At 62.5% G+C, this 25,518-nt stretch carries 19 protein-coding genes; 12 read left to right on the top strand and 7 right to left on the bottom strand.

What is annotated here, in order from left to right:
- The first annotated feature begins 41 nt into the window (after positions 1–41).
- Positions 42–860, top strand: a complete 819-nt coding sequence (locus tag C9990_RS07675) for a pyruvate, water dikinase regulatory protein (protein ID WP_034128357.1) — start codon at positions 42–44, stop codon at positions 858–860.
- A gap of 167 nt (positions 861–1,027) precedes the next feature.
- Here the strand turns inward: C9990_RS07675 and C9990_RS07670 are convergent, their stop codons facing one another.
- A complete protein-coding gene (locus C9990_RS07670) occupies positions 1,028–2,452 on the bottom strand; it encodes a PLP-dependent aminotransferase family protein (RefSeq protein WP_106802939.1) in 1,425 nt (474 codons plus the stop codon).
- Between the two features lie 160 nt (positions 2,453–2,612).
- Between C9990_RS07670 and C9990_RS07665 the strand changes: the two genes are divergently transcribed.
- The 7 genes from C9990_RS07665 to C9990_RS07635 all read left to right on the top strand — a co-directional run bounded on the left by C9990_RS07665 (position 2,613) and on the right by C9990_RS07635 (position 11,427).
- The gene (locus tag C9990_RS07665) at positions 2,613–3,506 is read left to right on the top strand and encodes a DMT family transporter (protein WP_162946161.1); all 894 of its coding nucleotides are present in this window, start codon (positions 2,613–2,615) and stop codon (positions 3,504–3,506) included.
- A gap of 35 nt (positions 3,507–3,541) precedes the next feature.
- Positions 3,542–5,404, top strand: coding sequence for a molybdopterin-synthase adenylyltransferase MoeB (moeB, locus tag C9990_RS07660; protein WP_106802938.1), 1,863 nt, complete (start codon positions 3,542–3,544; stop codon positions 5,402–5,404).
- A gap of 24 nt (positions 5,405–5,428) precedes the next feature.
- Complete coding sequence (locus C9990_RS07655; protein WP_065909869.1) at positions 5,429–6,343, top strand: PLP-dependent cysteine synthase family protein; 915 nt, start codon at positions 5,429–5,431, stop codon at positions 6,341–6,343.
- Positions 6,344–6,375: 32 nt separating this feature from the next.
- Positions 6,376–7,368 (top strand): serine O-acetyltransferase, encoded by a 993-nt coding sequence (locus C9990_RS07650; RefSeq protein WP_065909514.1) that lies wholly within the window; start codon positions 6,376–6,378, stop codon positions 7,366–7,368.
- 2 nt (positions 7,369–7,370) lie between these two features.
- Complete coding sequence (locus C9990_RS07645; RefSeq protein WP_065909512.1) at positions 7,371–8,099, top strand: alanyl-tRNA editing protein; 729 nt, start codon at positions 7,371–7,373, stop codon at positions 8,097–8,099.
- Positions 8,100–8,344: 245 nt separating this feature from the next.
- Positions 8,345–10,090 carry an ABC transporter permease subunit gene (locus C9990_RS07640; RefSeq protein WP_065909509.1) on the top strand — a complete coding sequence of 582 codons (1,746 nt, stop codon included), beginning with the start codon at positions 8,345–8,347 and terminating at the stop codon, positions 10,088–10,090.
- A gap of 14 nt (positions 10,091–10,104) precedes the next feature.
- Positions 10,105–11,427: an AAA-associated domain-containing protein gene (locus tag C9990_RS07635; RefSeq protein WP_106805608.1), complete on the top strand. Its 1,323-nt coding sequence runs from the start codon at positions 10,105–10,107 to the stop codon at positions 11,425–11,427.
- 677 nt (positions 11,428–12,104) lie between these two features.
- Here the strand turns inward: C9990_RS07635 and prpD are convergent.
- The 6 genes from prpD to C9990_RS07600 form a co-directional block, all read right to left on the bottom strand.
- The gene (prpD, locus tag C9990_RS07625) at positions 12,105–13,589 is read right to left on the bottom strand and encodes a 2-methylcitrate dehydratase (RefSeq protein WP_106802936.1); all 1,485 of its coding nucleotides are present in this window, start codon (positions 13,587–13,589) and stop codon (positions 12,105–12,107) included.
- Positions 13,590–13,801: 212 nt separating this feature from the next.
- On the bottom strand, positions 13,802–14,992 hold the full coding sequence (prpF, locus tag C9990_RS07620; protein WP_106802935.1) for a 2-methylaconitate cis-trans isomerase PrpF: 1,191 nt from the start codon (positions 14,990–14,992) through the stop codon (positions 13,802–13,804).
- An 11-nt stretch (positions 14,993–15,003) separates the two neighbouring features.
- Positions 15,004–17,598: a Fe/S-dependent 2-methylisocitrate dehydratase AcnD gene (gene acnD, locus C9990_RS07615; protein ID WP_106802934.1), complete on the bottom strand. Its 2,595-nt coding sequence runs from the start codon at positions 17,596–17,598 to the stop codon at positions 15,004–15,006.
- A 138-nt stretch (positions 17,599–17,736) separates the two neighbouring features.
- The gene (gene prpC / locus C9990_RS07610; protein ID WP_065909502.1) at positions 17,737–18,864 is read right to left on the bottom strand and encodes a 2-methylcitrate synthase; all 1,128 of its coding nucleotides are present in this window, start codon (positions 18,862–18,864) and stop codon (positions 17,737–17,739) included.
- 93 nt (positions 18,865–18,957) lie between these two features.
- The gene (gene prpB / locus C9990_RS07605) at positions 18,958–19,851 is read right to left on the bottom strand and encodes a methylisocitrate lyase (protein ID WP_065909500.1); all 894 of its coding nucleotides are present in this window, start codon (positions 19,849–19,851) and stop codon (positions 18,958–18,960) included.
- Between the two features lie 3 nt (positions 19,852–19,854).
- Positions 19,855–20,559 carry a GntR family transcriptional regulator gene (locus C9990_RS07600; protein ID WP_065909498.1) on the bottom strand — a complete coding sequence of 235 codons (705 nt, stop codon included), beginning with the start codon at positions 20,557–20,559 and terminating at the stop codon, positions 19,855–19,857.
- 270 nt (positions 20,560–20,829) lie between these two features.
- On the opposite strand from C9990_RS07600, the gene C9990_RS07595 reads away from it, so the two are divergent.
- The 4 genes from C9990_RS07595 (at position 20,830) to pabB (ending at position 25,388) form a co-directional block, all read left to right on the top strand.
- Positions 20,830–21,363, top strand: coding sequence for an ATP-dependent zinc protease (locus C9990_RS07595; RefSeq protein ID WP_065909496.1), 534 nt, complete (start codon positions 20,830–20,832; stop codon positions 21,361–21,363).
- A 5-nt stretch (positions 21,364–21,368) separates the two neighbouring features.
- A complete protein-coding gene (locus tag C9990_RS07590) occupies positions 21,369–22,901 on the top strand; it encodes an inactive transglutaminase family protein (protein ID WP_065909494.1) in 1,533 nt (510 codons plus the stop codon).
- The gene (locus C9990_RS07585) at positions 22,901–23,887 is read left to right on the top strand and encodes an alpha-L-glutamate ligase-like protein (RefSeq protein WP_106802933.1); all 987 of its coding nucleotides are present in this window, start codon (positions 22,901–22,903) and stop codon (positions 23,885–23,887) included. Before C9990_RS07590 ends, C9990_RS07585 begins: the two co-directional genes overlap by 1 nt.
- Before the next feature lie 157 nt (positions 23,888–24,044).
- Entirely contained in the window at positions 24,045–25,388 is a 1,344-nt protein-coding gene (pabB, locus tag C9990_RS07580; RefSeq protein ID WP_106802932.1) for an aminodeoxychorismate synthase component I, read from the top strand.
- The last annotated feature ends 130 nt before the right edge of the window (positions 25,389–25,518 follow it).

Below are 25,518 nucleotides of genomic sequence, written 5' to 3'. Positions count from 1 at the left end.
CATATCCAAGATTCGCCATCAGCTTAAGGCCCAGGGCTCAAATGAAACGATCTGCTTTCTTTATCTCCGACGGCACCGGCATTACAGCCGAAACACTGGGTCAAAGCCTGCTCGCGCAGTTCGAAAACATTACCTTCGCCAAATTCACGCGGCCCTACATCGACAGCGTGGATAAAGCGCGGGCCATGGTACAACAAATCAATCTGGCGGCTGAAAAAGACGGCTTTCGCCCGATCATTTTCGACACCATCGTCAATCAAGACATCCGTGAGATCCTCGCAACCTCCAATGGTTTCATGATCGACATCTTCTCGACCTTCCTGGCGCCACTGGAGCAGGAGTTGAGTGAACACTCCTCCTATTCGGTCGGAAAGTCCCATTCCATCGGGCATAACTCCAACTATATGGAGCGTATCGAGGCGGTGAACTTCGCCCTCGACAACGACGACGGCGCCCGCACGCACTACTACGACAAGGCCGACCTGATCCTGGTCGGCGTGTCGCGTTGCGGCAAGACCCCGACCTGCCTGTACATGGCCATGCAATTCGGCATCCGTGCGGCCAACTACCCGCTGACCGAGGACGACATGGAGCACCTGACGTTGCCCACCGCCCTGCGCGCCCATTCGCACAAGCTGTTTGGCCTGACCATCGACCCGGACCGCCTCACCGCGATCCGCAACGAACGCAAGCCCAACAGCCGCTACTCCAGCTATGCCCAGTGCGAATTCGAAGTGCGCGAAGTGGAAAATCTGTTCCGCCGCGAGAACATTGCGCATATCAATTCCACGCATTTCTCGGTGGAAGAGATTTCGGCGAAGATTTTGGTGGAGAAGGGCGTGGAACGGCGCTTCAAGTAATGACAGGCAGGCGCTGACTGTGGCGAGCGGGCATGCCCCGCGTTGGGCGGCGTAGCAGCCCCCATCATGATGAATGCGGAGTGTCAGACGGTCCTCAGCGACGGGTTTTGGGGCTGCCAGGCAGCCCAACGCGGGGCAAGCCCGCTCGCCACAAGGACCGCCGTCATCTACAGGTGAAAGCGCCCGCCGCCCTGCCCCAGCGCGGTGGCCAGCGCATCAAACCCCGCCCGCAACAGCTGATCCTCCCCCGACGTATTGCAGATGCTCGCGCGGATAAACTGCGGCACCGCCGTCTGTCCCACGGCAAAGGCCTCGGCGGTGGCGATCAGGTAGTTGTTCTGCTTGAGCTCCGCCTCGATTTCCGACGCGCGCCACGGCTCCGGCACTTCGATCCAGAAATGCGGGCTGTTCAGGTGGGTGCGGTATTGCAGGCCCGCCAACAAATCCTGCACCAACGCCTTGCGCCGGCTGATCTCATTGATCTGCTGGCGCAGCAGGTATTCCGCCGTGCCGTTCTCGATCCACTGGGTGGCCAGCTCCAGGGTCACCGGCGTGGCCATCCAACAAGTGGAACGCAACGCCGCCGAGATACGGCTGACCAGCGCCGGTGGCGCATGCACATAGCCCACACGCAGCCCGGCCGACACCGCCTTGCTCAAACTGCTGATCAAAATCGTACGCTCAGGGGCGAAATGACTGAGGGGTGGCGGCCGGTCTTCCACCAGGACGCCGTGGGCTTCGTCCTCGAGGATCAGCAGATTGTGTTCGCGGCACACCTTCACCAGCGCTTCGCGCCGCGCCACCGATAACACCGCCGTGGTCGGGTTCTGGATGGTCGGCGTGCAATACAGCGCCGACACCCGGTGATTACGACAGACTTCATCCAGCGCGCTCGGCAGCACACCTTCCTCATCCATCTCCAGGCCGATCAAGCGCACGCCGAGCATGCGCGCGGCGGTGATCAGCCCTGGGTAAGTAAGTTGTTCGGTCACCACCGTGTCGCCGGCGCGCAATAGCGCCATCATCGCGCAGAGCAGGCCATGCTGGCCGCCGTTGACGCAGATAACCTGTTCGGGGATCGGGTGAAAATCGCGCTGCACCAACCACTGCGCGCCCGCATCGCGATAACGCGGCAGGCCGGCATCCGGGGTATAGGCGCTGATGTCCTGGAGGAACTTGGCATTGGTCGACAGGGTTTGGAGGCTCTGGGCCAGGAAGGCGGTTTCCTGCCCCGGAATATGCATGTTGCGGCTCATGTCGAAGTACTGGCGCGGCTCCTCGCTGAAATTGCGAAAGCCTTCATCACGCTGGCGCTCCATCCCACGCTTGCGCACGAATGTGCCGTCACCCACCCGCGCCACTACCAGCCCGAGGCGTTCCAGTTCGCCGTAGGCCCGGCTGATGGTACCGATGGTCACCCCGAGATTGTCGGAAAGCACCCGATGGGGCGGCAGTTTTCGTCCGGGTTCAATCAAGCCTTCGAGGATGCCCCGTTCCATGACATCGGACAGGCGCTTGTACTTCACGCCCTGCCCGTTGGACAACCCCTCACGCATAATTGACACCATGTCAATATTTGTTTTGACAGCCATCTTTCGCCCTAATAGTGTGCTTTTACGGGTTCAATCGCCGAATTTTACAACTCATTACAAGCTCAATATAGAGTTCAATTTCGGCTCAGGGAAGCAATAAACGATGCCAATGTCCGCCGTTCTCGAAAACACCGCGAAAACAAAAACCCAAAAACAGTGGTTGGCCGCACTGGTCACCAGCGTGATGTTCCTGATCGTGTGCCTGAGCTGGGGCACCACTTGGCTGGGGATCAAGATTGCCGTGGAGAGCGTGCCGCCGCTGACCTCCGCCGGCCTGCGCTTCCTGATCGCCTTCCCGCTGTTCCTGTGTTTTGCCCTGGTACGCCGCGAGCCGATCCTGTTTCCCCGCGAGAGCCGCTGGTTCTTCGTGTTCGTGACGCTGTCCTACTTCAGCGTGCCGTACTACCTGCTCAACTACGGTGAAATGCACGTGTCGTCGGGCCTCACCGCCCTGCTGTTCAGCTGCATGCCGGTGTTTATCCTGATTTTCTCGGCGCTGTTCCTGCGCGAGCGCATCTACTTTTCCCAGGTCGTCGGCATCGGCATCGGTTTCGGCAGCCTCTACATGATTATCAAGAGCCAGGGCCTGCACCTGGACCACGCCGAGTTCTTCGGGGTGCTGGCAATTCTGACCGCCGCGATCATGCATGCCTTGTGCTACGTCATTACCAAGCAGAAAGGCAGCGCCATCAGCGTGATCACCTACAACACCCTGCCCATCGGCATCGCCGGGTTGATGCTGTTCGTGGCCGGCCTGTTTTTTGAAGCACCGACCTTCGATGCCATCACCCTGCGCTCCTGGAGCGCGCTGTTCTACCTGGGGCTGGTGGCGTCGGTGGGCGGCTTCATCGTGTATTTCATGCTGCTCAAGCGCTTGAGCCCGATCATTCTGTCGTTCGTGTTCATCATTTTCCCGGTGTTCGCGGTGATCATCGGCGCCTGGTACGAAGGCGTGGCGATTTCCCGCGACCTGATGCTGTACTCGGCCATCCTCCTGGCCGGCTTTGCGATCACCAAATTGCCGATTGAAAAACTCCTGGCCAAGAAAAATTGACCGGCCCGGCCCTCCCACCACAACGCGAGAGAAACATGGACGTCCTCCGCCCCCTTGCCCTCGAACAGATCTACGCCCACGCCAGCCGCAGCTACCCCGAGGAATGCTGTGGCTTCGTGTTTGCCGATGGCAGCGTGTACCTGGGCAGCAATATCCAGAATGAGCTGCACCGCAGGAACCCCGAGATGTATGCGCGCAGCGCCGCCAACGGCTACACGTTTTCAGTCGCCGATACGCTGCTGATGAACAAAGCGTTTCGCAGCGACAACCCGGTGGTGGTGATCTACCACTCCCATCCGGACGTTGGCGCCTATTTCAGCGACGAGGACCAGGACAAGGCCCTGTTCATGGGCGAGCCGATCTACCCGGTCAGTTACCTGGTGGTCGATGTCCGCCAGGGCCAGGCCCTGGGCTCCAAGCTGTTTGCCTGGGACGGCCAGCATTTCGCTCCTCACCCCTTCAACGACCTGCACACGGAGTTGTCCATGAACGCTGTCTCTTTCCCCGACATTCTGGTTCGCGTGGCCAAGCTGCCGGAATCGACCCTCGAGGGCACCGGATCGACATTGCGCGAAGTCATTGAAAACCTCTGCAGCAGCCACCCACAGCTGCGCCCGCACCTGTTTCACGAAGCCAACAACCAGCTCAAGGAACACTTCCTGTTTACCGCCGAGGAAGAACTGATCGGCGCCGATGACCGGTTGCCGGAGAAGGCCAGGATCGAAGTGCTGCTCGCCACGTCCGGCGGCATCGACGTCGACACCCTGAGTAATGAAGAAGTACAGCGTTACGTGCGCCACATCACCCTGCCCGGCGTCGGTCGCGAAGGCCAGTTGAACCTGAAAAAAGCCAAGGTGCTGATCATCGGCACCGGCGGCCTGGGCTCGCCCATCAGCCTGTACCTGGCGGCAGCTGGCGTCGGCACCCTGGGCCTGGTGGATTTCGACGTGGTGGAAAGCAGCAACCTGCAACGCCAGATCGTGCACGGCAACAGCACCCTGGGCATGCCCAAGGTCGAATCCGCCAGGCAGCGCCTGCAGGACCTCAACCGTCATATCCAGATCAACGCCCACGATACCGCCTTGACGGCCGACAACGCCCTGGAACTGGTCGGCGCCTATGACCTGGTGATCGACGGCACCGACAATTTCGACACTCGCTACCTGGTCAACGATGCTTGCGTGCAACTGGGCAAGCCGCTCGTATACGGTGCTATCTACCGTTTCGACGGGCAGATCAGCGTGCTCAACTATAAAGGTGGGCCGTGCTATCGCTGCCTGTTCCCCAGCGCCCCCCCGACGGAACTGGCCCCCAACTGCAGCGCCGGCGGGGTGATCGGCGTGCTGCCGGGGGTGGTCGGGATGATCCAGGCCACCGAGGCGATCAAATTGCTCATCGGCATCGGCGAGCCGCTGTCCGGCCGCTTGATGCGCTTCGATGCGCTGGCGATGAAGTTCAGCGAGATCCGTTTCAAGCGCCGCGCCGACTGTCCCTGCTGCTCCGAGCTGCGCCACACTGAAACCCGGGCGCCCGCGGTCTGTGCCGACGCCATGCCGAGCCAACCGTCGTTGGCCGAAGAGCGCTACATCAAGCCTCGCGTGCTCAAGCAGGTGCTCGAACACCACCGCAGCGCCGACGTCCTGCTGGACGTGCGCGATGCCAGCGAACTGGAGGTGTGCAAATTACCGGGGGTGGTGCATATCCCCCTGGCCGAACTGGATGGCCACCTCGACAGCCTCAGCCGGGACAATACCCACTACCTGATCTGCTACGCCGGCACCCGTGCCGAGCAAGCGGCCAGCACCCTGCTGGCGGCGGGTTTCGCCAACACCAAAGTCTTGCAAGGCGGCATGAAACACTGGGTTCGCGACGTCGAACCCGACATGCCTTTGTACTGACCTCCGGCCATGGGCTCCTACCTGATGCTGCATAACTCAATCCTCGACGCCATCGGCCACACGCCGATCGTGCGCATGGCGCAGTTTTCCGAAGACCTCGGCATCGAGGTCTACGCCAAACTCGAATCCCTCAACCCCGGCGGCAGCCACAAGGCGCGCATCGCCCTGGGCATGATCCTCGACGCTGAGCGCCGGGGCGTACTGATCCGCGACTCCGGGCAGACCATCATCGAGCCCAGCGGCGGCAATACCGGCATCGGCCTGGTGATGGCCGGCAATGTGCTCGGCTACAAAGTGGTGCTGGTGATCCCCGACAACTACAGCCCGGAAAAGCAGAAGCTGCTGCGCCTGTACGGCGCCAAGGTGGTGCTGTCGGACAGCCGCCTGGGCAACAATTCCCACGGCGAAAAGTGCATGGAGCTGCAACTCGAAAACCCCAGCTTCGTGATGCTCAACCAGCAACGCAACGGCGCCAACCCGCAAACCCATCGCGACACCACCGCACGGGAAATCCTCCGCGCCTTCGGTGATCGCCGGGTGGACTATTTCGTCAGCGGCATCGGCACCGGCGGCCATATCACCGGCATCGGCGAAACCCTGAAGGACGCGTGGCCAGCCATGCGCGTGATGGGCGTGGAGCCGGAAGAGTGCGACCTGCTGAAAAACCAGCACGCGCCGCACCATATCCAGGGCCTGTCGATCGGGCTGATCCCGAGCATCCTCAACCTGGACATTCTCGACGGCATGCTCAAGGTATCGCGCCAGGAATGCATCGACATGATGAAACGCATCATGCGCACCGACGCCATCAGCCTGGGCCTGTCCTCTGCCGCGAACATGGTGGCCATCGCCAGGCTCGCCCCCGAACTGCCGCCCGAAACGGTGGTGCTGACCATGGTCTACGACAATGCCGACAGCTACCTGCCCAGTTTCGAATAATCGACAACCATCCAGCATACGGGGGTGCCTTCATGGGCGGCTTTATCGACATGCAACAGTTGCACGATGAGTTACTCACCCACCTCATCAAGACGCTCACGCCGGCGCAGATGAAGCAACTGGAGCCGCACCTGGCGCCGTTGATCCAGAACGCCGCCCAGGCGGTGGCCGAGGACCTCATCGCCTATGCCTACCGTGACCCGGCGTCGCGCGGGCGTGGCGAGTTGATCCTGGAGTCCTACGCCTCGTTCAAGGCGGTGTTGTACTACCGCCTCGCCCACCTGGTGTGGAATTTTCCTGACCAGATGAACGGTGTGTTCTCGCGCATCGCCCTCAAGCTGAGCAACCAGGGCAAGGTCCTCTCCGGCGCCGAGATCCACCCAGCGGCGCGCATCGGCCGGCGCTTCGTGCTCGACCACGGCTACGGCACGGTGATCGGCGAGACCTGCGAGATCGGCAACGACTGCTACATCCTCTGCGGCGTCACGCTGGGCGCGCGCGGCATCGCCAACAACCCCGATGGCAAGCGCCATCCGCGCCTGGGCAACAACGTCGAAGTCGGCTCCGGCGCCCGCGTGCTGGGCTATGTGCTGATCGGCGACAACGTGTTTATCAGCCCCTCCTGCGTGATCACCCAGGACGTTCCGGCCGGCACCAAGGTCAAGGTGGTCAACCAGATCCAGCTGCAGAAAAACGATGAGTCGGACCACAGCAACTACCTCGGCGCCTTCGCCCTCGATGAGCGTTTGCACGTGGTCGGCGAGGTAAATGCCAGCCACAAGGTCACGGTGCTGGACGCCGACTTCCACGCCTTGCCGGGGCTGATGCTCGAACCCACGGTGAAGGAGCGCCATCACCTGCAGTTTCGCCTGCACCGCATCGAGTCGGGCAATCAACTGCCGCGCCTGCCGCTGAACCTCAAAGTATGCGGGCCGGAATTTGAAATCACCCTGCTCTCTCCCCCTGGCTTGAGCGCGATGGTGCGCCACCTGCTGCAAGCCAGCCCACTGATTGTCGGAGGTTGAACATGTCCGTGCACACCATGGAAACCCTCGCGCTGTTTGACAGCGCGCCCTACCAGAACGCCTTCAGCGCGCGGGTGATCGCCGTCAGCGAACACGGCATCGCCCTGGAGCACACGCTGTTCTATCCAACGGGCGGCGGGCAACCGGGCGATACCGGCCACTTCACCCTGGCAGACGGCACTCGGGTCGAGGTCATCGGCACGGTGCGCGACGCGGTGCAGCGCTCGATCATCTGGCACCAGGTGGAGCACTGCCCGGCCCCATTGATCGCCGGGGTACAGGTGGACGCCGGCATCGATTGGGCACGCCGCTATCAACACATGAAAATGCACACCTGCCTGCACCTGCTGTGCTCGCTCATCGACGCGCCGGTGACCGGCTGCAGCATCAGTGCCGACAAGGGCCGTCTGGATTTCGACCTGCCGGAAATGACCCTCGACAAGGACACCCTCACCCGCGACCTGAACGCGCTGATCGCCCAGGCCCACGAGGTGAAAACCCTGTCGATGCCCGCTTCGGAATACGCCACCCTGCTGCAGATCACCCGCACCCAGGCGGTCGCACCGCCGGTGATCCAGGGCTCGGTACGGGTGATTGAAATTGGCGGTATTGACATCCAGCCGTGCGGCGGCACCCATGTGATCAACACCGAGGAAATCGGCCGGGTGTTCTGCGAAAAGATCGAGAAGAAGAGCAAGCACAACCGCCGGGTGATCCTGCGCTTTGAGTAACCGTCGAGTCGCGACCGGGGTGCCGCTGCCCAGGTCGCGGTTCGTACAGCAAACTGACAGCAAATTTATGCGCTTGTAACATTCAGAAACGTACAATTCCGCCAGCATCGTCGCGATGCCCTTGACTCACGGAGAAGAGCGTCCGCCCCTTCTCGGTGAGTCGTTCGTACAAAAGCTACGCTCATCCCCATAACGCCCCTCTGACCCTGAACGCTGCTGGAATGACTGCCTATGAGCAACGGCCGATGAAAAAAGTATTCCGTCATTACATCCCCGCGTCCACGTTGCGCTTGCTCCCCAACCGCTGGGACCTGGTCGCCCTGCCGCTGGTGATCGGCTTCTTGCTGTTTTTCTCCATCACCGCCCGGGAGACGTGGGCTCCCATCGCCACCCTGCAGAGCGACGTGATTTCCCTCGACCCGGCCAACCTGCCGGAATACGCGATGCGCACCACCCTGCGCATGCTCGCGGCGATGGTCGCGGCACTGGTTTTCACCCTGCTCTACGGCACCCTCGCGGCCAAGAGCCGGCGTGCCGAAAAACTGCTGGTGCCGGTGCTCGACATCCTGCAGTCGGTGCCCGTGCTCGGTTACATCTCGTTTACGGTGACGTTCTTCCTGTTGCTGTTCCCCGGCCGCGTGCTGGGAGCCGAATTCGCGGCAATCTTTGCGATTTTCACCAGCCAGGCCTGGAACATGACGTTCAGCTTCTACCAGTCCTTGCGCATGCTGCCCCATGACCTGGTCGAGGTGTCCACCAACCTGCGGCTGTCCGGCTGGCAGAAGTTCTGGAAACTCGACGTGCCCTTCGCCATGCCGGGCATGGTCTGGAACATGATGATGAGCATGTCCGGCGGCTGGTTCTTCGTGGTTGCCTCCGAGGCGATCACCGTCGGCGACAAGACCATCACCCTGCCTGGCGTGGGTTCGTACCTGGCACTGGCCATCGCCCAGAAAGACCTGCACGCGGTGGGCTATGTGATCCTGGCGATGATCGCGGTGATCTTGATCTACGACCAGTTCCTGTTCCGGCCGCTGGTCGCCTGGGCCGACAAGTTCCGCATGGAGACCACCGCCTCCCAGGGCATTGCGCCACAATCCTGGGTGCTCAATCTGGTCCAGCGCACGCGCGTGGTCCAACGCATCCTGCGCCCGGTGACCCGCACTATCAGCCGCCTGGGCAACAGGCGCTTCAGCCTGTCGCGCGGCGTGCGCACGGCAACGCCGGCGGCCAGTGCGACGCGGTCCAAAGTGATCGACTGGGTGTGGGGCGCGCTGATCGCGGTGCTCACCGCCTATGCGCTCTACCACATCGTGCGGTATGTCGGCACCGAGGTGACCTTCAGCGAAGTCGGGCACGTGTTTGTGCTGGGCCTGATCACCCTGCTGCGCGTCGCGGGGCTGATCCTGATTGCGTCGCTGATCTGGGTGCCGCTGGGCGTAATGATCGGCCTGCGACCGGCGCTGGCGGAAAAAATCCAGCCACTGGCGCAGTTTCTTGCGGCCTTCCCGGCGAACCTGCTGTTCCCGGTGTTTGTGATTGTGATCCTGCACTACGACCTCAATCCGGATATCTGGCTCAGCCCGCTGATCGTGCTCGGCACCCAGTGGTACATCCTGTTCAACGTGATCGCCGGCGCCAGTGCCTTCCCCAACGACTATAAGGAAGCGGCGGCCAACTTCCGCATTCGCGGCTGGCTGTGGTGGCGCAAGGTGATGTTGCCGGGCATCTTCCCGTACTACGTCACCGGCGCCATTACCGCGTCAGGCGGAGCGTGGAACGCCAGCATCGTTTCCGAGTACGTGTCCTGGGGCAAGGACACCGTGGTTGCCCACGGCCTGGGCGCCTACATAGCACAGACCACGGCGGCCGGCGATTTTCCGAAAATCGCGCTGGGCGTGGTGGTGATGTCGATCTTTGTGGTGGCGTTCAACCGTGCGGTCTGGCGGCCGATGTACGCCATGGCTGAAAACAAACTCCGCTTGAATTGATGGGATTCGCTGCGATGACTACCGACACCGTACACACCGCCGACACTCCGGAAATCTATTCGCTGAAAAACGTGAACCGGGTGTTCGGCAAAGGCAAGGATGAACTGCAGGTCCTCAGCGGTGTGGACCTGAGCCTGCACGAAGGCGAGATTGTCGGCATGCTGGGTCGCTCAGGCTCCGGCAAATCCACGTTGCTGCGCATCATCGCCGGCCTGATCCAGCCGTCCTCGGGCGAAGTGCTCTACAACGGCGCGCCGCTGAACGGCCCGGCCGAAGGTGTGGCCATGGTGTTCCAGACCTTTGCGCTGTTTCCCTGGCTGACCGTGCTGGAAAACGTCGAAGCCGGCCTGCAAGCCTTGCAAGTCGAGCGCAAGGAAACCCGCCGGCGTGCCCTGGCAGCTATCGACCTGATCGGCCTGGACGGGTTTGAAAACGCCTACCCGCGCGAGTTGTCCGGTGGCATGCGCCAGCGTGTGGGGTTTGCGCGCGGGCTGGTGGTCAACCCGACGCTGTTGTTGATGGACGAACCGTTCTCGGCCCTGGACGTACTCACCGCCGAAACCCTGCGCACCGATTTGCTGGATTTGTGGAGCGGCAAGCAGTTGCCGATCAAGTCGATCCTGATCGTGACGCACAACATCGAAGAAGCGGTGCTGATGTGCGACCGCATCCTGGTGCTGTCGTCCAACCCGGGCCGGGTGGTCGCCGAAATCAAGGTGCCGTTCGCGCACCCGCGCAACCGGCTGGACCCGACCTTCCGGCAAATGGTCGACGACATCTACGCGCTGATGACCGACCGGCGCAGCGCCGATGCCAGCCGCGGCCTTCCCGAATTGAAAATGGGCAGCCTGTTGCCGGAAGTTTCCACCAACCTGATGGCCGGCCTGATCGAAACGCTGGCCGCCGAGCCCTACAACGGCCACGCCGGCCTGCCCACCGTGGCCGAACGGCGCTTGCTTGAAGTCGACGACCTGTTCCCGGTGGCGGAGATGCTGGAGCATTTGGGTTTCGCCGAACTCAAGGGCGCCGACATCACCCTGACCGACGCCGGCAAGCTGTTCGCCGACTACGGCACCCAGGAACGCAAGACCTTGTTCGCCGAGCATCTCATCCGGCACGTGCCATTGGCCGCGCGCATTCATCAAGTCTTACTCGAGCGCAGCGGCCACCGGGCGCCACGGGTGCGCTTCGAGCAGGAACTGGAAGACTCGATGACCGAAGCATTCGTCGAAAAAACCCTGGAAAGCGTAGTGGCGTGGGGGCGCTATGCGGAGATCTTCTCCTATGACGACCACACCGAGACGTTCAGCCTGGACGATGTGGAAGGCAGCATGTAAGCGTCGAGACGAACGTACCTCCAAAAGTGGGAGCGGGCTTGCTCGCGAAGGCGGTGTGTCAGCGACACATGAGCTGACTGGTCCACCGCATTCGCGAGCAAGCCCGCTCCCACATTGGATCGATGGTGCTGCCTGGATCACGAACAAATCGACAAACCGGTTTACCGGCATGCCTGCAAGCCCGTCTGCACGACACCGACCACCTGTGGGAGCTGGCTTGCCTGCGATGAATCCACCTCGGTATGCCAGAAGTATCGAGGCGATGCCATCGCGGGCAAGCCCGGCTCCCACACAAGCCGGGTCCGACACGCTGCCTGGATCACGAACAAATCGACAAGCCGGTTTACCGGTGGCCTGCAAGCTCGTCTGCACGACACCGACCACTTGTGGGAGCTGGCTTGCCTGCGATGCATTCACCTCGGTATGCCAGAAGTATCGAGGCGATGCCATCGCGGGCAAGCCCGGCTCCCACACAAGCCGGGGCCAACACGCTGCCTGGATCACGAACAAATCGACAAACCGGTTTACCGGCATGCCTGCAAGCCCGTCTGCACGACACCGACCCCTTGTGGGAGCTGGCTTGCCTGCGATGAATTCACCTCGGTGCCCCAGAAGTATCGAGGCGATGCCATCGCGGGCAAGCCCGGCTCCCACACAAGCCGGGGCCGACACGCTGGCTAGATCACGAATAAATCGACAAACCGGTTTACCGGTGTGGCTTCAAGCCGTGCCTGGTCTTTGCACAAGGCAAAAATCTCGGCGCTGCGCTGCGCGGTGAAGCGTGTGGCCAGGTTGGCCTTGAACTTGTCCTCCAGTAACGGAATGCCATCCACCCGACGCCGACGATGACCGATCGGGTATTCCACCGCGACCTGCTCGGTGCTGGAGCCGTCCTTGAAAAACACCTGCACCGCGTTGGCGATCGAGCGCTTGTCGGCTTCCAGGTATTCGCGGCTGTAGCGTGGGTCTTCGACGATGACCATCTTGTCGCGCAGCTCATCGATGATCGGGTGCGCCGCGTGGAATTCATCTTCGTACTGCTCGGCCACCAGGTTGCCGAACGCCAGCGGCACGGCGGTCATGTATTGCAGGCAGTGATCACGGTCGGCGGCGTTGGCCAGTGGGCCGACTTTGGAAATGATGCGAATCGCCGACTCATGAGTGGTGATCACGATGCGTTCGATCTGGTACAGGCGCTCCTTGACCTGCGGGTGCAAGGTCACCGCCGCCTCGCAGGCGGTTTGCGCGTGGAACTCGGCGGGGAAGCTGATTTTGAACAGCACGTTCTCCATCACATAGGTGCCATACGGCTGGGACAGGCTGAACGCGCGCTTGTCTGCGGGCTTGAGGGCCAGGTCCTTGTTGGTGTGGCTGAACAGCACGTCGTAGAACCCCCACTGCGGCGCACTCAGCACACCGGGGATGCCCATCTCACCGCGCAGGGCGATGTCCGCCAGGCGTACGCCACGGCTCGACGCGTCCCCCGCCGCCCAGGATTTGCGCGAGCCGGCGTTCGGCGCATGGCGGTAGGTGCGCAAGGCCTGGCCATCGACAAAGGCGTGAGACAGCGCCGCCAGCAGTTGTTCGCGATTGGCGCCCATCAGCTTGGCGGTGACGGCCGTCGAGGCGACTTTCACCAGCAGCACATGGTCAAGGCCGACGCGGTTGAAGGAGTTTTCCAGGGCAATCACGCCCTGGATCTCATGCGCCATGATCATCGCTTCCAGCACCGCGCGCACGGTCAGCGGCGTATCGCCATTGGCCACGCGTTTCTGCGAGAGGTGATCGGCCACGGCCAGGATGCCGCCGAGGTTATCCGACGGGTGGCCCCACTCGGCGGCGAGCCAGGTGTCGTTGTAGTCGAGCCAGCGCACGATGCAACCGATGTCCCAGGCCGCCTTGACCGGGTCGAGGCGAAACGACGTGCCCGGCACCCGCGCGCCGAACGGCACCACCGTGCCCTCGACCATCGGCCCCAGGTGCTTGGTGCACTCGGGGAAACGCAGGGCCAGCAGCCCGCAACCGAGGGTGTCCATCAGGCAGTTGCGGGCGGTGTCCAGTGCCGCCTCGGAATCGATCCGGTAATCGAGGACGTAGTCGGCGATGTCCTGCAACACCTGGTCGTAGTCGGGGCGGTTGTTCTGGTCGACGTTGGCGCTCATGGCAGTTCTCCAAAAGTTAGGGGTTGTTCCATCCTCAGGGTCAGGTTGATGTGTCATGGCAGGTCTGATTGCCTGCCTTGGTCCTACGCAAATCCTCGCCCCCTTTGCAGGCGCTGGCTGGCCGGCGATAGCGGTTTGTCAGTTCAGATAAGTGTGGCCTGACACGCCGTCATCGCGGGCAAGCCCGCTCCCACAAGGGAGCGGTGTTGATGTTAGAAAGCGTCGCCGGGAATGCGCACCCAGCCTTCCATCAATACCCGCGCACTGCGGCTCATGATGGCTTTTTTCACGACCCACTCACCGTTCACCTGGGTCGCTTCCGCGCCGACGCGCAAGGTGCCGGACGGATGCCCGAAGCGCACGGCATTACGCTCGATGCCGCCTGCAGCGAGGTTGACCAGCGTGCCGGAAATCGCTGCCGCCGTGCCGATCGCCACCGCGGCGGTGCCCATCATCGCGTGGTGCAGCTTGCCCATGGACAGTGCGCGCACCAGCAAATCCACATCGCTGGCCTTGATCGCCTTGCCGCTGGACGCCACGTAATCCGCAGGTTTAGCCACAAACGCGACCTTCGGCGTGTGTTGACGCTGGGCGGCTTCGTCAAGGTGTTTGATCAGGCCCATGCGCAACGCGCCATGAGCGCGCACGGTTTCGAACATCGCCAGCGCCTTGGGGTCGCTGTTGATCGCGCCCTGCAGCTCGGTGCCGGTGTAGCCGAGGTCTTCGGCATTGATGAAAATCGTCGGGATGCCGGCGTTGATCAATGTCGCCTTGAAGGTGCCGATACCCGGAACTTCGAGGTCGTCGACCAGGTTGCCGGTAGGGAACATCGAGCCACCACCGCCCTCCTCTTCCGCCGCCGGATCGATGAACTCCAGCTGCACTTCGGCAGCCGGAAAGGTCACGCCATCCAGCTCGAAATCGCCGGTCTCCTGCACCGCGCCGTCAGTGATCGGCACGTGGGCGATGATGGTCTTGCCGATATTGGCCTGCCATACCCGCACCACGGCCACGCCGTTGTGGGGCACGCGCGCCGGGTCGACCAACCCGGCGCTGATCGCGAACGAGCCGACTGCCGCCGACAGGTTGCCGCAGTTGCCGCTCCAGTCGACAAACGGCTTGTCGATGGAGACCTGGCCAAACAGGTAGTCCACGTCGTGATCGGCGCGGGTGCTTTTGGCGAGGATCACGCTCTTGCTGGTGCTCGACGTGGCGCCGCCCATGCCATCGATCTGTTTGTCATAGGGATCGGGGCTGCCGATGACCCGTAACAGCAAGGCATCGCGTGCGGCGCCCGGCACCTGCGCCGCTTCGGGCAGGTCCGTGAGGCTGAAAAACACGCCCTTGCTGGTGCCGCCACGCATGTAGGTGGCGGGGATCTTGATTTGCGCTGCGTGTGCCATGGTTATCCTCTTCAGGCGGTCGCCGCCGATTCCAGGAAGTCCTGGGCAAAACGTTGCAACACGCCGCCCGCCTCGTAGATCGACACTTCTTCGGCGGTGTCCAGGCGGCAGGTCACCGGCACTTCGACACGTTCGCCATTCTTGCGGTTGATCACCAGGGTCAGCCGCGCACGCGGGGTGCGCTCGCCGACCACGTCATAGGTTTCGCTGCCGTCGATCTGCAGGGTGTGGCGGTCGGTGCCCGGCAGGAACTCCAGCGGCAACACGCCCATGCCCACCAGGTTGGTGCGGTGGATGCGCTCGAAGCCTTCGGCGGCAATCGCTTCCACACCGGCCAGGCGCACGCCCTTGGCTGCCCAGTCGCGGGACGAGCCCTGGCCGTAGTCGGCGCCGGCAATGATGATCAGCGGTTGCTTGCGTTCCATGTAGGTTTCGATGGCTTCCCACATCCGCGTGACCTGGCCTTCCGGCTCGATACGCGCCAGCGAACCCTGCTTGACCTTGCCGTTCTCCTGCACCATTTCATTGAACAGTTTCGGGTTGGCGAACGTCGCGCGCTGCGCGGTCAGGTGGTCGCCACGGTGCGTCGCGTACGAGTTGAAGTCGACTTCCGGCAGGCCCATCTTCGCCAGGTATTCGCCGGCGGCGCTGTCGAGCATGATCGCGTTGGACGGCGACAGGTGATCGGTGGTGATGTTGTCCGGCAGCACCGCCAGCGGACGCATGCCCTTGAGCGGACGGGCGCCGGCCAGGGCGCCTTCCCAATACGGCGGACGGCGGATATAGGTGCTCTGCGGGCGCCACTCGTACAGCGGCGCCACTTTGGGGCCGCTGTCTTCGTGGATGGCGAACATCGGGATGTACACGGCGCGGAACTGCTCCGGCTTGACCGAGGCCTTGACCACGGCGTCGATTTCTTCATCGCTTGGCCAGATGTCCTGCAAGCGAATTTCCTTGCCCTCGGCGTCCAAGCCCAGCACATCCTTTTCGATGTCGAAACGGATGGTGCCGGCAATCGCATACGCCACCACCAGCGGCGGTGAGGCCAGGAACGCTTGCTTGGCGTACGGGTGGATGCGCCCGTCGAAGTTGCGATTGCCCGACAGCACGGCGGTGGCGTACAGGTCGCGGTCGATGATCTCTTGCTGGATCACCGGATCGAGTGCACCGGACATGCCGTTGCAGGTGGTGCAGGCGAAGGCCACCACGCCGAAGCCAAGCTTTTCCAGCTCATGGCCCAGGCCGGCTTCTTCCAGGTACATGGCCACGGTTTTCGAACCCGGGGCCAGCGACGACTTGACCCACGGTTTGCGCGTCAAGCCGAGCTTGTTGGCGTTGCGCGCCAGCAGGCCGGCAGCGATCACGTTGCGCGGGTTGCTGGTGTTGGTGCAACTGGTGATGGCGGCGATGATCACCGCGCCGTCGGGCATTTGCCCCGGCACTTCATCCCATTGGCCGGAAATACCTTTGGCGGCCAGGTCGCGAGTGGCGACGCGGGCGTGCGGGTTGCTCGGGCCGGCCATATTGCGCACGACGCTGGACAGGTCGAACGTCAGGCCGCGCTCGTATTGCGCGCCCTTGAGGTCATCGCCCCACAAGCCGGTGTGGCGAGCGTACTGCTCGACCAGGGTGACTTGCTCGTCTTCGCGGCCAGTGAGTTTCAGGTAGGCGATGGTCTGCTGATCGATATAGAACATGGCCGCGGTGGCGCCGTATTCCGGCGCCATGTTGGAGATGGTCGCGCGGTCGCCCAGGGTCAGCTTCGAGGCGCCTTCGCCAAAGAACTCCAGCCACGCACCGACGACTTTCTGTTGACGCAAGAACTCGGTCAACGCCAACACCATGTCGGTGGCGGTGATGCCCGGCAGCAGCTTGCCGGTCAGCTCTACACCGATGATTTCCGGCAGGCGCATCCACGATGCACGCCCGAGCATCACGCTCTCGGCTTCCAGGCCGCCGACGCCGATGGCGATCACGCCGAGGGCATCCACGTGCGGGGTATGGCTGTCGGTGCCGACGCAAGTGTCGGGGAAGGCCACGCCGTCGCGCACCTGGATTACCGGGGACATTTTCTCCAGGTTGATCTGGTGCATGATGCCGTTGCCCGGCGGGATCACGTCGACGTTCTTGAAGGCCTTTTTGGTCCACTCGATAAAGTGGAAACGGTCTTCGTTGCGGCGGTCTTCGATGGCGCGGTTTTTCTCGAAGGCGTCCGGGTCAGAACCACCGGCTTCGACCGCCAGGGAGTGATCGACGATCAGTTGAGTCGGCACCACCGGGTTGACCTGGGCCGGGTCGCCGCCTTGCAGGGCGATGGCATCGCGCAGGCCGGCGAGGTCCACCAGCGCGGTCTGGCCGAGGATGTCATGGCACACCACACGCGCCGGAAACCACGGGAAATCGAGGTCGCGCTTGCGCTCGATCAATTGGCTCAGGGAGGCGTTGAGAGTCGCCGGGTCACAACGGCGGACCAGGTTCTCCGCAAGCACGCGGGAGGTGTAGGGCAAGGTGGCGTAGGCACCGGGGCTGATTGCATCGACGGCCGCGCGGGCGTCGTAGAAATCCAGGCGGCTGCCGGGGAGCGGTTTGCGAAATTCAGTGTTCATCGTCAGGACTCGGTCACGGTAGTTACAAAAGAAGAACCGAAGCAGATCCAGAATTGGAATGTGATCAAAATGTGGGAGGGGGCTTGCCCCCTCCCACATTTGACCTCATACCCATTCCCGGATCGCCGGGTGCCTCACTCAGCGACGTTCGATTGGCACGAACTTGCGCTGCTCGACGCCGATGTACTCGGCGCTTGGACGGATGATGCGGTTGTTGGCGCGCTGTTCGAACACGTGCGCAGCCCAGCCAGTGAGGCGCGAGCACACGAAGATCGGCGTGAACAGCTTGGTCGGGATGCCCATGAAGTGGTATGCCGAGGCATGGTAGAAGTCGGCATTCGGGAACAGCTTTTTCTGCTCCCACATGGTCTTGTCGATGGCTTCGGACACCGGGAACAGCACCTTGTCGCCTACTTCGTCGGCGAGTTTTTTCGACCAGCCCTTGATCACTTCATTACGCGGGTCGCTGTCTTTGTAGATCGCGTGGCCAAAGCCCATGATCTTGTCCTTGCGCGCCAGCATGCCGAGGGTGCCTTCGACAGCTTCCTCGGCCGAACCGAAGCGCTCGATCATTTCCATCGCCGCTTCGTTGGCGCCGCCGTGCAGCGGGCCACGCAGCGAGCCGATGGCGGCGGTGACGCAGGAATACAGGTCGGACAGGGTCGAGGCACACACGCGGGCGGTGAAGGTCGAGGCGTTGAACTCGTGCTCGGCGTAGAGGATCAGCGACACGTTCATGACTTTCACGTGCAGCTCGCTCGGCTTCTTGCCGTGCAGCAGGTGCAGGAAGTGGCCGCCAATGGTCGGCTCGTCGGTCACGCAGTCGATGCGCTTGCCGTCGTGGCTGAAGCGGTACCAGTAGCACATGATCGCCGGGAACGCGGCGAGCAGGCGATCGGTCACGTCGCGCTGCACGCTGAAGTCTTTTTCGGGTTCGATATTGCCCAGGAACGAGCAACCGGTGCGCATCACGTCCATCGGGTGTGCGTCAGCGGGGATGCGCTCCAGCACTTCTTTCAACGCTTGCGGCAGGTCGCGCAGCTTGCCCAGCTTGGCGCTGTAGGCGGCCAGCTCGGCTTTGGTCGGCAACTCGCCGTACAGCAGCAGGTAGGCAACTTCTTCAAACTGCGCATCGGCGGCCAGTTCGCGCACGTCGTAGCCGCGATAGGTCAGGCCGGCACCCGCCTGGCCCACGGTCGACAGTGCGGTCTGCCCGGCCACCTGGCCACGCAGGCCAGCGCCACTCAGTACTTTTGCTTCAGCCATGTCTGTTCTCCAATCTTGAATTTATTCGGGAGGCGTTCGTCAACCTCGACCCTGCAGGAGCCGGTTTGCCGGCTCCTGCAGGGTTGGCAGGCATTACTTTTTCGCGGCAAACAGTGCGTCGAGCTTCTGCTCGAAGGTGTGGTAGTCGATGCGATCGTAAAGCTCCATGCGGGTTTGCATGGTGTCGATCACGTTCTGTTGGGTGCCGTCGCGACGGATCGCGGTGTAGACATTCTCGGCGGCCTTGTTCATGGCGCGGAAAGCCGAGAGCGGGTACAGCACGATGGAAACATCGGCAGATTTCAACTGTTCGACGGTGTACAGCGGGGTCGCACCGAACTCGGTGATGTTGGCCAGGATCGGGGCTTTCACGCGGGAGGCGAACAGCTTGTACATGTCCAACTCGGTGATGGCTTCCGGAAACACCATGTCGGCGCCGGCCTCGATGCACGCGGCGGCACGCTCCAGGGCCGATTCCAGGCCTTCGACGGCCAGCGCGTCGGTGCGCGCCATGATCACGAAGCTGTCATCGGTGCGTGCATCCACGGCGGCCTTGATGCGGTCGACCATTTCCTGCTGCGACACGATTTCTTTATTAGGACGATGACCGCAGCGCTTGGCGCCCACCTGGTCTTCGATGTGGATGGCGGCGGCGCCAAACTTGATCATCGACTTGACGGTGCGCGCCACGTTGAACGCCGAGGAGCCGAAGCCGGTGTCCACGTCCACCAGCAGCGGCAGGTCGCACACGTCGGTGATGCGGCGCACGTCGGTGAGTACGTCGTCCAGGCCGGTGATGCCCAGGTCCGGCACGCCCAGGGAACCGGCAGCCACCCCGCCACCCGACAGGTAGATCGCCTTGAAACCGGCGCGCTTGGCCAGCAGCGCGTGGTTGGCGTTGATTGCACCGACCACCTGCAGCGGCTGCTCGCTGGCGACCGCGTCACGGAAACGCTGGCCTGGAGTGCTTTTGTTGTTAGAACTCATGACTCACCTCTTCAGGGGGGCGCCGTCGGGGAAATGACGGGCAATGTTGCGTTTGGAAGCGCCGATGTGCCGGCGCATCAACAATTCGGCCAGTTCGCCATCGCGGTCGGCAATCGCATCCAGGATGCGATGGTGCTCGGCGAAGGCCTGGCGTGGACGATTGGGGGTGGCGGAAAACTGGATGCGGTACATGCGCACCAATTGGTACAGCTCGCCGCAGAGCATTTGGGTCAGGGTGCGATTACCGGCGCCTTGAATTATCCGGTAATGAAAATCGAAGTCGCCTTCCTGCTGGTAGTAGCCGAGGCCGGCCTGGAATGCTTCGTCGCGCTCATGGGTGTGCAGCACCTGGCGCAACTCCTCGATTTCCGCGTCGGTCATGCGCTCGGCGGCCAGGCGACACGCCATGCCTTCCAGCGACTCGCGGATTTCATACAGTTCGATCAGCTCGGCATGGCTCAACGACACGACCCTGGCGCCCACGTGGGGCACGCGCACCAGCAGGCGCTGGCCTTCCAGGCGGTGGATCGCCTCGCGCAACGGGCCACGGCTGATGCCGTAAGTGCGCGCCAGTTCCGGCTCGGAGATCTTGCTGCCGGGGGCGATCTCACCCTTGACGATGGCGGCCTGGATACGGCGAAAGACGTTCTCCGACATCGTTTGGGATTCGTCCGACGCGATTATCGGAGCTTCTGGCTGACCCAGCATATTGTCGACACCTTTAAAAGCAATGCCGCAAAAACTAGCTAATCAGGCCTGCTTAGTCAAAGAATAAATCCACATTGTCGACAATCGTCTAATAACCCCTGATGCACCCGCCCCCGGCATGGCCGGCTGCCAGCGCTGGCGCCAAAAAAGCATCATGTTAGAATGCCCGCCGCATTTGCCTGACATCGCTTGATGAAACGGCGCACCAGAGATTGAGCAGCAATGCCAGTCGCCATGAATGGAACATCGCACTGCACCGCCTCAGGATCTATGAGACTCAAGCCCTTCCCCCTGTTTTGCCTACTGTTCGTCCCCGGTCTTGGCATTGCCGCCGAGAAGACCGTGTATGGCCTCAACGAATACGCCCAGTTGGCCGGCATCGACCTCGAGGTCGCGGCCAAGCTGGACACGGGCGCCAAGACCGCGTCCCTCAGCGCCCGTGACATCAAGCGCTTCAAGCGCAACGGCGAGTCCTGGGTGCGCTTCTACCTGGCGATCGACACCGCCCACTCCCATCCCATCGAACGCCCCCTGGCCCGCGTCAGCAAGATCAAGCGCCGCGCCGGTGACTACGACCCCGATGAGGACAAGAACTACACTGCCCGCCCGGTGATTGCCCTCGACATCTGCATGGGCACCGCTTTACGCAGCATCGAAGTGAACTTGACTGACCGCAGCGCCTTCCAATACCCGCTGCTGATCGGCTCCGAAGCGTTGAAACGCTTTGATGCGCTGGTCGACCCCAGTCTTAAATATGCAGCAGGCAAACCCGCCTGCGCCGCCGACGCTCATACCGCCGAGTAAACCGAATGCGCTCTCTGACCCTGCACCTGAAAATCCTCATCACCATCCTGGTGGTGCTGGGTATTTCGGTCACCGCCTACCAGATCTTCGTGCTGGGGATTCCCGTTACCGAGGACGCCACTGACGACTTGTGGAACATCGACGCCAAGGTCGAGTTCGTCGCCAACCCCAAGGACCCGGTAAAGATCCAGATGTTCGTGCCGCCGCTGAGCCGCGACTTCGTCAGCCTCAATGAAAGCTTCATCTCCAATAACTATGGGGTGAGCGTCAATCGCATCGACGGCAACCGCAAGGTCACCTGGTCGGCGCGTCGGGCCAAGGGCAACCAGACCCTCTACTATCGCCTGGTATTGACCAAGCGCTACAGCGGCGAAAAGGTCAAGGTCAAGGGCCCGACCTTCCGCGACAGCATTGCCGTGGAAGGCCCGGAAAAAATCGCCGCCGAAGCCCTGCTGGCGCCGATTCGCCAGCACTCGGCCGACGTCGAGACCTTTATCAGCGAAGCCATCAAGCGCACCAACAACCTCAACGACGACAACGTCAAGCTGCTGCTGGCGGGCGACCCGTCGACGCCGCACAAGGCCAAGATCGTCGAGTTGCTGCTGTCCATCGCCCATGTGCCGGTGGAAAAAGTCCACACCATTCGCCTGGTGGCCGACCAGCCGCAAGCCCCGGAACTGTGGCTGCGCAGCTTCAACGGCAATGACTGGCTGTACTTCAACCCGGAGACCGGCGAGCAAGGCCTGCCCGCCGACCGCCTGCTGTGGTGGACCGGCGATGAAAACCTGATCACCGTGGATGGCGGCAAGAAAGCCATGGTCACCTTCAGCCTGAACAACAGCGAGATGAACGCGATTCGCCTGGCCAAGCTGACCGACGAGAACACCGACGCCAACTTCCTCGAGTACTCGCTGTACGGCTTGCCGCTGCAAACCCAGCAGACCTTCATGATCATGGTGATGATCCCGATCGGCGTGCTGGTGATCCTGATCCTGCGCAACCTGATCGGCCTGCAGACCCTCGGCACGTTCACGCCGGTGCTGATCGCCCTGGCGTTCCGCGAGACGCAGTTGGGCTTCGGGATTGTGCTGTTCACCATTATTACCGCGCTGGGGCTGTCGCTGCGTTCCTACCTGGAACACCTGAAGCTGCAGATGCTGCCGAGGCTCTCGGTGGTGCTGACCTTCGTGGTGGTGCTGATCGCCGCCATCAGCCTGTTCAGCCACAAGCTGGGGCTCGAGCGCGGGCTGTCGGTGGCGCTGTTCCCGATGGTGATCCTGACCATGACCATCGAACGCCTGTCGATCACCTGGGAAGAACGCGGCGCCAACCATGCGCTGAAAGTCGCGATCGGCACGCTGTTCGCCGCCTCCCTGGCGCACCTGATCATGAGCGTGCCGGAGCTGGTCTACTTCGTGTTCACCTTCCCGGCGATCCTGCTGATCCTGGTGGGCTTCATGCTGGCCATGGGGCGTTATCGCGGCTACCGCCTGACCGAACTGGTGCGCTTCAAGGCTTTCTTGAAGGCTGACTCGTAATGTTCGGCTTCTGGAAGACCTGGAAGGCCCTCGAAGCGCGGGGGATCATGGGCATCAACCGGCGTAATGCCGACTACGTGCTCAAGTACAACAAGCGCAGCCTGTACCCGATCGTGGATGACAAGATCATTACCAAGGAACGGGCCATGGCTGCCGGCATCCACGTGCCGGAAATGTACGGGGTGATTTCCACCGAGAAGGAAATCGACAAGCTCGACGAGATCATCGGCGGGCGCAGCGACTTCGTGATCAAGCCGGCGCAGGGCGCCGGCGGCGACGGCATCCTGGTGGTGGCGGACCGTTTTGAAGGCCGCTACCGCACGGTGTCAGGCAAGATCATCAGTCATGAAGAGATCGAGCACCAGATTTCCAGCATCCTCACCGGCCTGTATTCCCTGGGCGGCCACCGCGACCGCGCGCTGATCGAATACCGCGTGGTGCCCGACCAGATCTTCAAGAGCATCAGCTACGAAGGCGTGCCGGATATCCGCATCATCGTGCTGATGGGCTACCCGGTAATGGCCATGCTGCGCCTGCCGACCCGCCAGTCCGGCGGCAAGGCCAACCTGCACCAGGGCGCGATCGGTGTGGGTGTCGACCTGGCCACCGGCCTGACCTTGCGCGGCACCTGGCTGAACAACATCATCACCAAACACCCCGACACCACCAACGCGGTGGATGGCGTGCAACTGCCCAACTGGGACGGTTTCATGAAGCTCGCGGCCGGCTGCTATGAGCTGTGCGGGCTGGGTTATATCGGCGTGGACATGGTGCTGGACCAGGAGAAAGGCCCGCTGATTCTGGAACTGAATGCGCGGCCGGGGCTGAATATCCAGATCGCCAACGACTGCGGCCTGACCCTGCGCACTCACGCGGTCGAAGCGCGACTGGAAACACTCAAAGCCGCCGGCGTGACGGAAACCGCCGAGGAGCGAGTGAAGTTTGTGCAGGAGATGTTCGGGCATATACCGCTGGTGGAAGGCTGAGGGCATCATCGCCGGCTTGCAGGCGATAGCAGCCTGGGTAGCAATGAAGCGCTCAGGATAGGTCCTCGATCTAACTATCCCCGACATCCCCCCTAGGACGAGATCCTACAGAAGACTACAATCCCCTCCCCCCAAGCCAACGGCTGATCCACCCCGCATGTCGACCTGCTCCGTACACCCAGTGCCCTACCGGGCCAACCCCGCCGAGTATTTTGCGGCGATCCGCCATGCCCCTGGCGCGGTGCTGCTCGACAGCGGCCGCCCCTCAGCCGAGCGCGGTCGTTACGACGTGCTCAGCGCCTGGCCACTGGCGACGTTGACGGTCCACCCTGACGAAAGCGGCAGCGATTTCCTGCAGCGTCTACGCGAAAACCTGACACAGCTGGGTGAGGCGGCGATCCCCCAGGGTCTGGAGCTGCCGTTTGCCGGAGGCCTGATTGGCTACCTGAGTTACGACTTTGGCCGGCACCTGGAACACATGCCGCAGCTGGCCGTGGACGATTTGCACCTGCCGGACGCCCGCTTTGGGCTGTACGCCTGGGCACTGATCAGTGATCACCTGAAGCAGACCAGCCAACTGGTGTTTCATCCCTCGCTGGCCGACAGCGAGCGCCAACGGCTGACGGCGCTGTTCAGCCAGGGCGTTGTCGACACCGCCGCGACCTTCAAACTCCAGGGGCCAATGGCACCGGACCTCAGCGCCGAGGCTTATCGCCAAGCCATCGTGCGCATCCAGGACTATATCCAGGCCGGCGACTGCTACCAGGTCAACTTCGCCCAGCGTTTCCGCGCGCCGTGCAGCGGCGATCCCTGGGCGGCCTACTGCGCGCTGCGCGAAGCCTGCCCCACGCCATTCTCAGGGTTCCAGAGCCTGCCGGATGACGGCGCGCTACTCAGCCTGTCGCCGGAGCGTTTCGTGCACATCAGCGAGCGCCGCGTCGAAACCCGTCCGATCAAGGGCACCCGCCCCCGGGGCCTCACGCCAGAGGAAGACGCGGCCAACGCCGCCGAACTGCTGGCCAGCCCCAAGGATCGCGCGGAGAACCTGATGATCGTCGACCTGCTGCGCAACGACCTCGGTCGCACCTGCCGTACCGGCTCGGTGCATGTCCCGGAACTGTTCAGCCTGGAAAGCTACCCCAACGTGCACCACCTGGTGAGCAGCGTGACCGGCGAACTGGCCGACACCAAGGATGCCCTCGACCTGATCGCCGGCAGCTTCCCCGGCGGCTCCATCACCGGCGCCCCGAAGATTCGCGCAATGCAGATCATCGACGAGCTGGAACCGACCCGACGCGGCCTGTACTGCGGCTCGCTGGTGTACCTGGACGTGCGCGGCGAGATGGACAGCTCCATCGCCATCCGCAGTTTGCTGGTCAAGGACGGCCAGGTGTGCTGCTGGGGCGGCGGCGGGATCGTCGCGGATTCGCAGTGGGAGGCCGAATATCAAGAGTCGCTGACCAAGGTACGGGTGTTGTTACACACTTTGGAAAACCTGTAGGGCCGTCTTTCCGGCCTCCTGGCCACCCTGGCAAAAACCTGAATCAGAGCCGTTGTGGACGGCGCATGGGCGGGCGGATAGCGTCAACCGCCCACCAGCCCACTGTGAAGGATCACATGAAGCGACTGCC

The organism is Pseudomonas sp. S5D5 (assembly GCF_003013355.1).
In the GTDB taxonomy this organism is placed as follows: Bacteria; Pseudomonadota; Gammaproteobacteria; order Pseudomonadales; family Pseudomonadaceae; genus Aquipseudomonas; species Aquipseudomonas aylmerensis.
Note: the sequence above shows the minus strand (reverse complement) of the source record. Positions and strands in the feature narration are given on the sequence as shown.

Excerpts from the sequence above, each read along its gene's own strand:
- moeB (WP_106802938.1), top strand. The coding sequence starts at position 3,542 with ATGGACGTCCTCCGCCCCCTTGCCCTCGAACAGATCTACGCCCACGCC.
- acnD (WP_106802934.1), bottom strand. The coding sequence starts at position 17,598 with ATGAACACTGAATTTCGCAAACCGCTCCCCGGCAGCCGCCTGGATTTC.
- C9990_RS07655 (WP_065909869.1), top strand. The coding sequence starts at position 5,429 with ATGCTGCATAACTCAATCCTCGACGCCATCGGCCACACGCCGATCGTG.
- C9990_RS07595 (WP_065909496.1), top strand. The coding sequence starts at position 20,830 with ATGAGACTCAAGCCCTTCCCCCTGTTTTGCCTACTGTTCGTCCCCGGT.
- prpF (WP_106802935.1), bottom strand. The coding sequence starts at position 14,992 with ATGGCACACGCAGCGCAAATCAAGATCCCCGCCACCTACATGCGTGGC.
- prpD (WP_106802936.1), bottom strand. The coding sequence starts at position 13,589 with ATGAGCGCCAACGTCGACCAGAACAACCGCCCCGACTACGACCAGGTG.
- C9990_RS07675 (WP_034128357.1), top strand. The coding sequence starts at position 42 with ATGAAACGATCTGCTTTCTTTATCTCCGACGGCACCGGCATTACAGCC.
- C9990_RS07640 (WP_065909509.1), top strand. The coding sequence starts at position 8,345 with ATGAAAAAAGTATTCCGTCATTACATCCCCGCGTCCACGTTGCGCTTG.
- prpC (WP_065909502.1), bottom strand. The coding sequence starts at position 18,864 with ATGGCTGAAGCAAAAGTACTGAGTGGCGCTGGCCTGCGTGGCCAGGTG.
- C9990_RS07645 (WP_065909512.1), top strand. The coding sequence starts at position 7,371 with ATGTCCGTGCACACCATGGAAACCCTCGCGCTGTTTGACAGCGCGCCC.
- prpB (WP_065909500.1), bottom strand. The coding sequence starts at position 19,851 with ATGAGTTCTAACAACAAAAGCACTCCAGGCCAGCGTTTCCGTGACGCG.
- C9990_RS07670 (WP_106802939.1), bottom strand. The coding sequence starts at position 2,452 with ATGGCTGTCAAAACAAATATTGACATGGTGTCAATTATGCGTGAGGGG.
- C9990_RS07585 (WP_106802933.1), top strand. The coding sequence starts at position 22,901 with ATGTTCGGCTTCTGGAAGACCTGGAAGGCCCTCGAAGCGCGGGGGATC.
- C9990_RS07635 (WP_106805608.1), top strand. The coding sequence starts at position 10,105 with ATGACTACCGACACCGTACACACCGCCGACACTCCGGAAATCTATTCG.
- pabB (WP_106802932.1), top strand. The coding sequence starts at position 24,045 with ATGTCGACCTGCTCCGTACACCCAGTGCCCTACCGGGCCAACCCCGCC.
- C9990_RS07600 (WP_065909498.1), bottom strand. The coding sequence starts at position 20,559 with ATGCTGGGTCAGCCAGAAGCTCCGATAATCGCGTCGGACGAATCCCAA.
- C9990_RS07590 (WP_065909494.1), top strand. The coding sequence starts at position 21,369 with ATGCGCTCTCTGACCCTGCACCTGAAAATCCTCATCACCATCCTGGTG.
- C9990_RS07650 (WP_065909514.1), top strand. The coding sequence starts at position 6,376 with ATGGGCGGCTTTATCGACATGCAACAGTTGCACGATGAGTTACTCACC.